Below are 13,019 nucleotides of genomic sequence, written 5' to 3' on the forward strand. Positions count from 1 at the left end.
GGGACCATCCTAGCAGCCCACTATCATGGGAGAGACGGAGGTGGTCATATGGCTGGCGAGAGGAACCTGACGCCGGTGCGGCTCGCCCTCGCGGCGACGGCCGCGACGGCGGCGCTCGTCCGCCGCGCGACGTTGCTCGACCCGCATGTCGTGCGCACCTCCTCGGGCATCGCCCTCGTCTACACCGTGCGACGCGGCTTCGCTGACCCGGTCCGCGTCCTGCGCACCGGCGGCGTCTACCAGTCTGCTACCTACCTCGGCGCCCGTAGGATGGAGCCGGTCTTCGAGTACTACCGAGCCTTCGGCCGCGTCTTCGACCTGCGTCCCGACGCGCGCCGCCTGCTCGCCGTCGGGGGCGGGGGATTCGCCTTCCCCAAGCTCGTCGCCGCGGGCCATCCCGGCGTTCGCACCGACGTCGTGGAGATCGACCCCGCCGTCATCCGCGCGGCCAGACGCTGGTTCTTCCTCGACGAGGCCGTCGAGCTGGCCCGCGCCGGCGGCGGAGACCTGAACGTGGTCTGCGACGACGGCCGTCGCTTCCTCGAGCGCGCGGTCGGCCCCTATGACGCCGTGGTCCTCGACGCCTTCGTCGGCGAGACCCCGGTGCGCTCGCTCGCCACCGCGGAGGCGCTCCGCCTCGTCCGGCGCGCGCTGGTCCCGGGCGGCGTCTGCCTCATGAACGTGGTCTCCCGTGCCGGGGGCGCCGACGTGAGCTTCCTGCGCTCGGTCGTGGCCACCGCCCTCATGGTCTTCGACCAGGTGAGGGTGGTTCCCGCGGCCGACGCCGACCACTCCGGCGAGGACAACTACCTCGTCGTCGCCTCCGACGCACCGCTCGACCTCGCGGACGCCATACCCTTCGACGAGAGCTTCCTCGGCGAGCCCCTGTTCGATATCTAAGCGCGCGCGACTAAGATTATCTAAATTCGGGTAGACTACCCGACGTTCAACAACCCGTTCGGAAGGGAAGCGTCGCATGCGCAAGTTCAAGACAGAGAGCAAGAAGCTCCTCGACCTCATGATCAACTCCATCTACACCAACCGCGAGATCTTCCTCCGCGAGCTGGTGTCCAATGCATCCGACGCCATCGACAAGCTCTACCTCAAGAGTCTCACGGACAGCTCCGTGCAGGTCGACCAGGCCAACCTCGCCATCAACGTCGCCTTTGACAGGGACGCGCGCACCATCACCGTCTTCGACAACGGCATCGGCATGACGGCCGACGAGCTCGAGAAGAACCTCGGCACCATCGCCCACTCCGGCTCCGAGGAGTTCAAGGCCGCCAACGCCGAGGCGCAGGGCGACGCCGTGGACATCATCGGCCGCTTCGGCGTGGGCTTCTACTCCGCCTTCATGGTCGCCAAGGAGGTCAGCGTCGTCACGCGCGCCTACGGCTCCGACGAGTGCAACCGCTGGACCTCGGACGGCGTGGAGGGCTACACGATCGAGCCCGTCTCCGCCGACGACCCCGCCTATCGCTCCACCTGCGGCACTACGATCGTCCTCACCCTCAAGGACAACGCCGAGGACGCCGACTACGACGAGTTCCTCTCCGAGTGGAAGCTTCGCGAGCTCATCAAGAAGTACAGCAACTACGTCCGCTACCCCGTGCAGATGCTCGTGACCAAGAGCCGCGAGAAGGAGAGGCCCGCGGACGCCGGCGACGACTACCAGCCGGAGTGGGAGGACTACACCGAGCTCGAGACCATCAACTCGATGACCCCCATCTGGAAGAAACGCGCCTCCGAGGTCACCGACGAGGAGTACGCCGAGTTCTACAAGTCCACGTTCCACGACTGGACCGACCCGGCGCGCACCTTCAGCCTGCACGCCGAGGGCACGCTCGAGTATGACGCCCTGCTCTTCATCCCCGGTCAGGCGCCCTTCGACCTCTACAGCCGCGACTACGAGAAGGGCCTCGAGCTCTACAGCTCCAACGTCCTCATCATGGAGAAGTGCGCCGACCTGCTGCCCGACTACTACAACTTCGTCCGCGGCGTCGTGGACTCCTCCGACGTCTCCCTCAACATCTCCCGCGAGACCCTCCAGCAGACCCGCCAGCTCCAGGCCATGGAGCGCCGCATCGAGAAGAAGATCACCTCCGAGCTCGAGGCCATGCGCGACCAGAGCCGCGAGGCGTACGAGAAGTTCTTCGAGAACTTCGGTCGCGGCCTCAAGTACGGCATCTACTCCAGCTACGGCATGAAGAAGGACGAGCTCGCCGGCCTGCTGCTGTTCTGGAGCGCCCGCGAGCAGAAGATGGTCACGCTCCAGGAGTACGTGGCCGCCATGCCCGCGGACCAGAAGGCGATCTACTACGCCGCCGGCGACGACCGCGAGCGCCTGGCCAAGATGCCGGTGGTCGAGGCCGTGCTCGCCAAGGGCTACGACGTCCTTCTCGCCACGCAGGACGTGGACGAGTTCTGCTTCCAGGCCATGCGCGACTTCACGGCCAAGGGCCTGCCCAAGACCTACGCCGACGACGCCGCCCGCGAGGCGGCCGAGAAGGCAGTGGCCGACGGCGCCGAGCCCGAGGTCGAGGACCGCACCGTCGAGCTCAAGAACGTGAACTCCGGCGACCTTGACCTCGCGAGCGACGAGGAGAAGAAGGAGGCCGAGGAGGCCACCAAGGCAAACGAGGGCCTGTTCGGAGCCATGAAGGACGCGCTGGGCGACAAGGTCGAGAAGGTCGCGGTGTCCACGCGCCTCGCTGCCGACGGCGCTCCTGCCGTGATCACCTCCGAGGGCCCGCTCACGCTCGAGATGGAGAAGGTCCTGGCGGCTGGTCCCGAGGTGGGCGACGCCCCCAAGGCCGTCCGCGTACTCGAGGTCAACGCCAAGCACCCGGTCTTCGAGAAGCTCCGCGCTGCGCAGGAGGCGGGCGACGCCGAGAAGGTCAAGCTCTACGCGGGCCTGCTCTACAACCAGGCGCTGCTCGTCGAGGGCATCCTGCCCGAGGATCCCGTGGCCTTTGCGTCCCAGGTCTGCGAGCTGATGTAGCGATCGCCCCCATGCGGGGTGGGCCCCTACCAAGGTCCGGCGCTCGGACAGCTTGCCCGCATCTTTGATGCGGGCAAGAACTCGCGGCGGACCTGGGCAGGGGCTCGCTTGGTTGCAACGCTTTGCGTGAAAGGCTTACTTGCGGCGGTGCCTCAGGGTGTGGGCGATTGCTTGCAGCGAAGGTTGTCTGAAGGGCGCGGGGCGGCCGCCGTAGCGCTCTTGGCAGGCGTTGCGGGCGATCGTGCGGACCTCGGCGGACAGGGCGGCGTCGTCCAGGTGCTCGCAGATCCGCTCGCACACCTCGTCCTCGGTGGCGCTCTCGTCCCAGGCCACGCCGGCGCGTCGCGCCGCACGGCAGACGCGCGCCCAGGCCGCGCGCCACGTCAAGACCCTGCCCCGGCGAACGAGGATGGCCGCGCCGACGCCTGCCGCCGCGACCGCCACGCCGACGAGCGCGAGCGTGTGCCAGGGGATTCGCGAGCCCTCGTCCCTCTCGCCCTCCGTGGCGGGTGCGTTCTGCTGAGGGGTCTCAACCTCGGGCTCGACGGGCGTCTGCTCGGGGGCGCTCGGCGCCTCGGCCTCGGGCGTCTGCGACGGCTCGTCTGCCCCCTCCGCCGCCGCGCCCCCGGACGCGGGCGTCACGTCCACGCCCACCCAGCCGATGCCGTCGAGCCAGACCTCGGCCCAGGCGTGAAGCTGGCGCATGGTGACCTCGTAGGTCCCGTCGTCCCCCGCGTCCGGTCCGGGCGCGTAGCCCAGCACCACGCGCGACGGCACGTCGAGCTCGCGTGCGAGCAGCGCGAACGCGGTGGCGTAATGCGTGCAGTAGCCGGTCCGGGACTCGAGGAAGTCACCGAGCGCGGCGAGGTTGCCCTCGCCGCCGCCCGGGGCGTCGAGCGAGTACGAGAAGCTCCCGTCCGTGAAGAAGCCGACGAGCCAGCGCGTGGTCGCGAGCTGGTCGAGGAATCCGCGCCCGCCGACGCCGTCGGCGGCTGCCGCGGCCACGACCTGGGCCACGCTGTCGGGAAGGTTTCCCTCGGGGGTCTCGAGCGCCTCCGCGGGCGCCTCGGCGTCGGCGACGTAGCTTCTCCGCGCGAGCGAAGACCTCACTGCGGGGAGCCCGTCGACCTCGTCGACGCTGGAGACGGGCGCGAGGTAGCACCCGACGGCGCGCCAGGTGCCGTCCTCGGACGCGGAGAGCGTGGCCGTCCCGGGCGGGGCCGCCGCGTCGCCGCCCGCGCCGCGCACGACGGTCGTGACGGGCGAGGGAACGCCGGCGGCGGTGTCGTCGGAGAGGGCGGCTTGGGCGAGCGGGGAGCGGTCGACGAGGGCGTCGGCGTCCTCTCCGGAGAAGCGCCACGTGCCGCCATCGAAGCTGTCGAGCACGCCGATGCGCAGGTAGAGAGGCTCGTCGGCCGAGGTCTCATAGGTGAGCGCCCGCGCGCCTGAGCGGCTCTGCAGGTCGCGCGAGAGGTCCACGAGCGTCTCCGCGCGCGTCCCGCCCGAGGCAGAGCCCGGCCAGGCGGGGAAGTCTCCCGACAGCGCCACGGCGTCCGCCCCCCAGCCCAGCACCAGGGCGAGCAGCGCCACGACCGCGCCGCGCGCGGGCCGCGGGCGCGCGGTCACGGAGAGCCAGACGAGAAAGAGCCCCAGCGCGACGGCCGCCCATCCCCACTCGGTGTGCGCCGCCGAGCCCATGACCGACTGTCCCGCCGCGGAGAGCGCGACCGGGACGAGCGCGACCGCGGGCCGAAGCGCCCGCGAGGACGACAGGGCGGCGAGAAGCGCGGCGAGGCCGGAGCCCATGAGGATGACGAGCAGGTCCCAGGTCATGTCCGCGTCGCTCGACGCCGCGCCGCCGAGCTGCTCGACGCCCGTTTCGAAGATGAGCGCGAGCGCGGCGGCCGGCGCCTCGAACGCGGTGCGCGCCTGGGGGAGGCCCTCGGTCAGGGGTCCGTGCCGGCCGTCGAAGACCGCCAGCGCCACGACGGCGCCCGCAGCCACGAGCAGGACGGCGAGAAGCGCGACGAGCGCCGCCCGCGCGCCGCGCCCCGCCCCGCGCCGACGGAGCAGCGCGCCGAGGAGCGAGCCGCCCGCCGTCCCCGCCACGAGGAGCACGGGCACGCTCCGCTGCCAGACGCCCTCGTAGAAGACCCCGGCGAGCGCGGCGCCGGCGAGCAGCGCCAGCGCCGCGCAGGCGAGAAGGGCCAGCAGCTCCGCGAGCACGCCGCCCGCGCCGCGCGTGCCGACGCCCCGAGCGGGTGTCGCCTCCGCGACGACGGCGCCCTTCTTGGCCACGCCCTCGCGCGCGGCGCCGGCCTCCGCGGGGCCCTCCGCGCGCACGACGGTGACGGAGCCCCCGAGCGGGCCGCGACGCAGGGCGCGCGCCAGCTCTCCGTCCGGCTCGCAGGTGACGAGCAGCACGTGCCGCCGCGCGGTGCCTCCCCCGGCGAGTCGCGCCGCCTCCCGCGCGCGTTCCTCGGCAAGGCCCTCGCCCGCGGGCTCGCCCACGACGGCGGCGCAGAAGCGCTCCTGCTGGACCGGTGTCCTCAGGGCGAGGGTGCCGTCGGTCAGCAGGACGTCCGGGTTCCTCCTCAGACCCTGGAGCAGGGCGCTCGTCGTGGCCGCCAGCTCGTCGCCCGCGCCCGCGCCGAGCGTGTCGGCGATCACGAGCACCGCCGGCGCCTCGCGGCCCGAGCGCTCGAATGACATGAGCTCGCCGTGGTGGGCGGTCTGGCGCCAGGAGATCTGCCGGATGCCGTCGCCCTTCTCGTAGGGGCGCACGCCGGAGGGGTCCATCTCGAGGCTCTGGTCCGCGAGTCGCGCGACGGGCCGTCCCATGACGGCGCCCAGCAGCTCCGGGGTCACGACGGGCGGCACGCGCAGCTCGCGCGCCGCGGGCTCGACGCGCGTGGCGCGCCAGAAGCCGAAGGCGTCGGTCCAGGTCAGGCGAACGCTCTGCTGTCGGTAGAGACCGCGGCGCCCGCCGGGGCCGTCCACGCTCTCGATCACCTGGCCGCGGTGGTCGACGCGGACCCACGACTCGACGCGAGCGCTCGTCTCGACGAGGCGCGACCACGCCCCGCGCCCGCCCGTACGCCGGGCGAGCAGCACCTCGGCGAGCCCCGTGGCGCAGGCGGCGAGAAGGGCGATGCCGGCCGCCGTCGGCGCCGCCCAGCCGCCGACGAGGCCCGCGGCAAGGCATGCGGCGGCAAGGGCGAGCTGGGCCGCCCCGCGCCCCGTGAGGGCCGGGGGACGGGCGTCCTTCTCGCCCCGCGCGCTCATCCGCGACGGGAGCCCGGTGCGCTCACCCGCGAGATCAGTCGCACGAGCACGGCGCGCTGCTGCTCGGCCTGCGGGGTCCCGGGGACCGCGTCGCGCAGCACGAGACGGTGCGCGAGCACGGCCGGGGCGAGCGTGCGGACGTCCTCGGGGAAGACGGCGGTGCGGCCGTCGAGCAGGGCATGGGTTCGGCTGATGGCCAGAAGCGCCAGCCCGGCGCGCGGCGAGGCGCCGAGGCGCACCTCCGGGGCGCGGCGCGTGGCGTCGAGGATGGCCAGCGCGTAGGCGGCGACCTCCTCGCTCACGTGCACCTCGGAGGCGATCGCGCGGAACGCGCGGACGTCGGGGAGGCCGCAGACCGCCCTCACGCGGGAGACGGGGTCAACGCCCGAGGCGCCCCTGAGCATGGCCTGCTCGGCGGCGGCGTCCGGGTAGCCCAGGCTCGTGCGCACCATGAAGCGGTCGAGCTGGGCCTCCGGCAGTGGATAGGTCCCCTCCATCTCCACGGGGTTCTGCGTGGCCATGACGAAGTAGGGGTCGGGGAGGTCGTAGGTCGTCCCGTCCACCGAGACGCGACGCTCCTCCATGGCCTCGAGCAGGGCTGACTGGGTCTTAGGGTTGGCGCGGTTGATCTCGTCGGCGAGGACCACGTCCGAGAAGAGCGGGCCGGGGTGGAAGGCGAAGGCGCGGGACTGCGGGTCCCACACGCTCACGCCGGTGAGGTCGCTCGGGAGCATGTCGGGGGTGAACTGGACGCGGGTCACGCGTGCGCGGACGACGCGCGCGAGCGCCCGGGCCAGCGTGGTCTTGCCCACGCCGGGCACGTCCTCGAGCAGCAGGTGCCCGCCCGAGAGCAGGCACATGACGGACAGGGCGACGGTCTCCTGGCGGGTGGCGAGCGCCTCTGCCAGCTGCTCGGCCATCGCGTGGCCGAGGCGCGCGGCTTCGTCGACGCCGATCGTCGCGTGGTCGGGTGCCGGGGCGGCGTGGTTGGGGGTCATGGGCGCACCTCCTTGCTCTGCTCCATGATAGTCCCATCGCCGGGCGGCCGTTCGCGCCTTAGGGTTTCGTCACCTTTTCTGAAGAGCGCCCCAAGCGGGCGTCGTCCCGCTATCATGGCCAAAACGACGGAGGGAGCGGGTGCGATGCTACGGCTGCCGCACAGGAGGCGAGGACGACGCGGGCGTGCGCGCGGCGCGCTCCTCGTCCTGCTGGTCACCGTGGCCCTCGCGGACAGCGCGACCCTCGCCGGCGCGGCGGTGCTCCACGCCCGTCACCTCGAGCGCGTCTCGGGGACGAACGCCGTCACGGCGCCGAGCGTGACCTCCGAGCGCAGGACGGGCGCCTTCACCGCGACGATCGACTACGCGTCGCTCTTCTCGGCCGAGGGGCACCAGGTGTCCTCCAAGGTCGCCTGGGACGACGACTGGTTCTTCCAGGACCCCACGAGCTACAACCACGAGCTCGCGCACGCCTGCGCCGTTCTCTCCGCCGTGGCAAACGCCGAGAGCGCCTACTACCAGCAGGGCTCCACGTCGCCCGCGTATGCGGAGCATGCCTTCGCCGAGCTGGGCTTCGAGGAGGTCTCCACGACGTCCTACCGCTATCGCAGCGAGGTCGTCGACGAGGTGCTCGGCCTGCTCGACGGGACGGACGTGGTGGCCTACACCGTGGCGACCAAGCACGTGCGCTCTTCAGTGACGGGGGAGGAGCGGCTGCTCACCGTCGTGGTGGTGCGCGGCTCGTACGGGTCCGAGTGGCTCTCCAACGCCAAGATCGAGGACGCGAGCGACGAGGCCGGCTCGGGCGATCACCTGGGCTTCACGCTCGCCGCCGAGGAGATCGTCGCCGACCTGGAGGCGCGCGCCGCCGAGACGGACCCGGGCGTGGGGCGCGCCTACCTCTTCTGCGGGCACAGCCGCGGTGCCGCGGTGGCGACGCTGCTCGCGAGCTACGCGGACGGCGCGGTGGGCCCGAGCGGCACGCGCGCCGATGCCATCGCGTCCGCGGACTCCGTGTGCGCCTACGGTCTGGCCACGCCCAACTGCACCTCCGCGACGGACGCCCGCACCGCGCGCTACGACAACATCTTCAACGTCCTCAACCCCTCTGACGTGGTGACCATGCTGCCGCCCGCCGCGTGGGGCTACGGGCGCTACGGTCGTGACGTGTGGCTGCCGCAGACGGGCGACGACGCGCTCTCGGACGCCATGCGGGCCTCCTACGAGGCGTCGATGGGCGTCGAGTGCCCCGTGCGGGCCGAGGACCGCGCGCAGGCGGAGGGCCTGGTCAAGGACGTGACGGCGGCGGTCGGGAGCCTCGAGGAGCTCTTCTCGCCGGGCGGGCTCCTGGCGTTTGCGCAGGCGTGCGTGTCCGCCGACGTCCCGCAGCTGCTCGCCAGCCACTACCCTAACTCCTACATCGCCTGGCTGGACGCCGCCGTCCCCGAGGACCTTGCCATCTCCTAGCTTGGTGTGCCGCTTCTGGGTGCGGTAGGCCAAGGCAGTTTTCGGCGGCTGCGGTGTCACTATTTGCGCCGTCTGTGGGCCTCAGCGAGGTTGTTTCGTCGGGCTGCTGTTTTCCGGGAAACGTGAGCTGCGGTTTTATCAAAGGCGGGAAGTCTCTCGGGTCCGCCTTCTCCGCCGAGGCCCACAGATGACAGGAAAAGTGACACAGCCCCTCCCGTGGAGTGCCGCGAGCCCATTCTGTGCGGCTGACAATGTGCTACCATGTCCCGCAGGCGATGACGGAGAGGTCTGGGCGTCGCGTTGCCAGCGGACAAGAGATGGGGGTCACCGGCTGAGAGCCCCCTCCAAGGCAGAGGCCCGGAGTTCACTCCACCAGCCGCGACCTGAACGGCGCGAGGTTCTTCTCGCCAGCTCAGTAGGGAAGCCGTCGGCCCCACGGAACGGGGCGAGAAGAGCGGGCGCTCGGGGGAGACAACCCGACGCGCCAACCGAGGTGGTACCGCGGATCATTCCGTCCTTGGGCAGAGCTACGGCTGCCGGAGGGCGGTTTTTTTAGTAGAGAAGGGATTGCACGATGTCGATGTCCGACGACCTCAAGGCGATCGAGGCCCAGTTCCAGGAGGGCCTGGCCGCCGCCGAGACCATGGAGGCCCTCGAGGCCCTGCGCGTGAGCTACCTGGGCAAGAAGGGCCAGCTCACGGCCATCATGCGCTCGATGGGCCAGGTGCCGCCCGAGGAGCGTCCCGCCATGGGCCAGCTCGCCAACACCGTCCGCGCCACCGTGGACGCCGCGCTCAAGGCGCGCAAGGAGGAGCTCTCCGCGGCGCTGTTGGAGCAGAAGATGGTCGCCGACGCCGTTGACGTCACGCTGCCGGGCCGCCGCCTGAGCTCCGGCACCCAGCACCTCATCAACCAGATCCGCGAGGAGATCGAGGACATCTTCTGCGGCCTGGGCTACACCGTCGAGGACGGTCCCTACGTGGAGAGCACCTGGTACAACTTCACCGCGCTGAACGCCCCCGAGGACCACCCCAGCCGCTCCGCCAAGGACACCTTCTATGTGGTGGACAACGCGCCGGGCACGATGCTCCACGCCGAGGAGACCAACGTCCAGGGCGAGTCCGACATCCTGTTGCGTACCCAGACCTCTGGCGTCCAGGTGCACGTCATGGAGAACAAGAAGCCGCCCATCTACATGATCTGCCCGGGCACGGTCTTCCGCCCGGACACGGCCGACGCCAACCACCTGCCGCAGTTCACGCAGGTCGAGGGCCTCGTCGTGGACGAGGGCATCACCTTCGGCGACCTCAAGGGCACGCTCGACTACTTCACGCGCGAGATCTTCGGCAAGGACCGCGCCACGCGCTACCGCCCGCACTTCTTCCCGTTCACCGAGCCCAGCTGCGAGGTCGACGTCTCCTGCGGCGTCTGCGGCGGCAAGGGCTGCCGCTTCTGCAAGAACACCGGCTGGCTGGAGATCCTGGGCGCCGGCATGGTGGACCCCAACGTCTTCGAGTTCTGCGGCATCGACCCCGAGAAGTACACCGGATTCGCCTTTGGCATCGGCGTCGAGCGCGTGGCGGCCCTGCGCTACGACCTGCCCGACCTGCGCATGCTCATGACCGGCGACATGCGCTTCCTGAGGCAGTTCTAGGGTCCGTCCCAACCGTCTGATCAGATCGCGCGAGAAGGAGAAGAACATGCGCGTCTCATATGAGTGGCTCAAGAGCATGGTCGACGTGCCGGCGGACCCCGCCGAGCTCGTGGCCGAGTTCACCCGCACCGGCACCGAGGTCGAGGCAGTCGAGAAGGTCGGCGCCAACCTCGAGCATGTGGTCACGGCCCAGGTCGTGAGCAAGAAGCCCCACCCCGACTCCGACCACATGTGGCTCTGCCAGGTCAGCGTGGGCGACAAGAACGTGGATGCCGACGGCAACCCCGTGCCCCTGCAGATCGTCTGCGGCGCCCAGAACTTCAACGAGGGCGACCACATCGTGACCGCCATGATCGGCGCGGTGCTGCCCGGTGACTTCAAGATCAAGAAGAGCAAGCTGCGCGGCGTGGAGTCCTGCGGTATGAACTGCTCGGCCCGCGAGCTGGGCCTGGGCACAGACCACGAGGGCATCATGATCCTGCCCGAGGACGCGCCGGTGGGCATGGACTTCACTGACTACCTCGGCATGTCCGACACCGTGATCGACTGCGAGATCACGCCCAACCGCCCCGACTGCCTCTCCATGACCGGCATGGCGGTGGAGGTCGCTGCCATCCTCGACGAGGACACCCACATCGAGCTGCCCGCCGTGAAGGCCGAGCAGGGCCCGAACGCCGCCGACCTCGTCGACGTGACGATCGACGACCCCGAGCTCTGCCCGCGCTACACCGCGCGCGTGGTCCGCAACGTGAAGATCGGCCCCTCGCCCGAGTGGCTCGCGCAGCGCGTGGCCGCCGCCGGCGGGCGCTCGATCAACAACGTCGTCGACGTGACCAACTACGTGATGTACCTCACCGGCCAGCCGCTCCACGCCTTCGATCTGGGCAAGCTCACCGAACGCGACGGACGCCGCCACATTGTGGTCCGTGCTGCGCACGACGGCGAGAAGCTCGTGACGCTCGACGGCCAGGAGCGCGAGCTCACGCACGACATGTGCCTCATCACCGATGACGGCGTGACCCCGATCGCGCTTGCCGGCGTCATGGGCGGCCTGGACTCCGAGATCACGAAGGAGACCGTCGACGTCCTTCTCGAGAGCGCGAACTTCTCGTCCGGCCACACGTCCCGCACCTCGCGCAACCTCGACCTCATGAGCGAGGCTTCCATCCGCTACGAGCGCAAGGTCGACGGCTCCAACTGCGCCAACGTGGCCGAGATCGCGGCCGCGCTCTTCGAGGAGTGCTGCGGCGCCGAGGTCTGCCCCGGCATCGTGGACGTCTACCCTGGCGAGGCCGATGACGCGCCGGCGCAGATCACGCTGCGCCCGAGCCGCGCGCGCCTCATCGGCGGCGCCGACATCCCCGAGGAGTTCATGGTCTCCCGCCTGCGTCGCCTGGGCTGCGCGGTGGAGAAGGCCGGCGAGGACGCCCTGGCCGTGACCGCCCCCACCAACCGTCCCGACCTCACCCGCGAGGTCGACCTCATCGAGGAGGTCGTGCGCCTCTGGGGCGAGGGCGACATCGAGGCCACCCTGCCCGCCGCCAAGAACCACGCCGGTGGCCTCACCGTGGAGCAGCGCCGCGTCCGCAAGATCGGCGCCGTGCTGCGCGCCTGCGGCCTCTCCGAGACCTCCACGTACAACTTCGCCGCGCCGGACGACCTGGCGCGCCTGGGCATCCCCGACGTGGGTCGCGGCGTGCCCGTGAAGATCATCCGCCCGCTCGTGGCCGAGCAGTCCGAGATGCGCCGCTCCATGCTGCCGGGGCTGCTCCGCTCCGTGGCGTACAACCTCGACCATGGCGTCGCCAACGTCGCGCTCTACGAGATCGGCCGCGTCTTCTTTGGCCACGAGACCAGGAGCCTCCCCGACGAGCCCAGCTACGTCTGCGGCGTCCTGTGCGGCAAGCGTGCCGACGACGCCTGGAACCAGCGCTTCGACGAGTACGACTTCTTCGACGCCAAGGGCGTGGTCGAGGAGCTGCTGGACGCCCTGCGCGTGACCAAGGTCCGCTTCAAGGCGGCCGACCCCGAGCAGTACCCGTGGCTCCAGCCCGGCCGCGCCGCCGAGGTCCTGGCTCGCGGCGAGGTCATCGGCTGGGTGGGCAACGTCCACCCGCGCGGCCTGCGCGCGACGGGTGTGGACGCGCCGGTGGTGGCCTTCGAGCTCTCCCAGGCGGCGCTTTTGCGCCTGGCCGCCGACCAGCTGCCCTACGAGGACGTGCCCACGCTGCCCGGCGTCGACGTGGACCTCGCCATCGTCGTGGACGAGTCCGTCACCTGCGAGACCCTCATGCAGCGCATCACCTCGGCCGGCGGCAAGCTGCTCGCCGACGTCCGCCTCTTCGACGTCTACCGCGACGACGAGCGCGTGGGCAGGGGCAAGAAGTCCATGGCCTTCTCGCTCACCTACCGCGCGGCCGACCGCACCCTCACCTCCGACGAGGTCGAGAAGGCGCACGCCAAGCTCGTGGCCAAGGTCTGCAAGGCCACCGGCGGCGAGGTCCGCAGCTAACCGCAAATTGGGGACGTGTTTTTTCTCTCAGAGAAAACGGGACAGGTTCCTTCAGGCGCGGCCGGGCATCCGCTGCAGGGTGCCTGGCCGCGCGGCTGCCGT

Annotated in this window: 7 protein-coding genes; 5 read left to right on the forward strand and 2 right to left on the reverse strand. The window is 70.9% G+C overall.

Going from position 1 to position 13,019, the window contains the following annotated elements; genetic code table 11:
* Positions 1-48: 48 nt before the first annotated feature.
* Both INF26_RS01885 and htpG read left to right on the forward strand, forming a co-directional pair.
* Positions 49-900 (forward strand): spermidine synthase, encoded by an 852-nt coding sequence (locus INF26_RS01885; RefSeq protein WP_193529035.1) that lies wholly within the window; start codon positions 49-51, stop codon positions 898-900.
* A gap of 76 nt (positions 901-976) precedes the next feature.
* Positions 977-3,001 carry a molecular chaperone HtpG gene (gene htpG, locus INF26_RS01890; RefSeq protein WP_193529036.1) on the forward strand — a complete coding sequence of 675 codons (2,025 nt, stop codon included), beginning with the start codon at positions 977-979 and terminating at the stop codon, positions 2,999-3,001.
* A 135-nt stretch (positions 3,002-3,136) separates the two neighbouring features.
* On the opposite strand, the gene INF26_RS01895 is transcribed toward htpG, so the two are convergent.
* Complete coding sequence (locus tag INF26_RS01895; protein WP_193529037.1) at positions 3,137-6,286, reverse strand: transglutaminaseTgpA domain-containing protein; 3,150 nt, start codon at positions 6,284-6,286, stop codon at positions 3,137-3,139.
* Positions 6,283-7,284, reverse strand: coding sequence for an AAA family ATPase (locus INF26_RS01900; RefSeq protein ID WP_226371799.1), 1,002 nt, complete (start codon positions 7,282-7,284; stop codon positions 6,283-6,285). The genes INF26_RS01895 and INF26_RS01900 overlap by 4 nt, the downstream gene beginning before the upstream one ends.
* Positions 7,285-7,428: 144 nt before the next feature.
* Between INF26_RS01900 and INF26_RS01905 the strand changes: the two genes are divergently transcribed.
* From INF26_RS01905 to pheT, 3 genes are all read left to right on the forward strand, one after another.
* Complete coding sequence (locus INF26_RS01905) at positions 7,429-8,751, forward strand: lipase family protein (protein WP_193529038.1); 1,323 nt, start codon at positions 7,429-7,431, stop codon at positions 8,749-8,751.
* A 574-nt stretch (positions 8,752-9,325) separates the two neighbouring features.
* Positions 9,326-10,405: a phenylalanine--tRNA ligase subunit alpha gene (gene pheS / locus INF26_RS01910; protein ID WP_269747143.1), complete on the forward strand. Its 1,080-nt coding sequence runs from the start codon at positions 9,326-9,328 to the stop codon at positions 10,403-10,405.
* 46 nt (positions 10,406-10,451) lie between these two features.
* Positions 10,452-12,917: a phenylalanine--tRNA ligase subunit beta gene (gene pheT, locus INF26_RS01915; RefSeq protein WP_193529039.1), complete on the forward strand. Its 2,466-nt coding sequence runs from the start codon at positions 10,452-10,454 to the stop codon at positions 12,915-12,917.
* The last annotated feature ends 102 nt before the right edge of the window (positions 12,918-13,019 follow it).

The sequence above is a fragment of the Thermophilibacter gallinarum genome (genome assembly GCF_014982725.1).
GTDB lineage: Bacteria > Actinomycetota > Coriobacteriia > Coriobacteriales > Atopobiaceae > Thermophilibacter > Thermophilibacter gallinarum.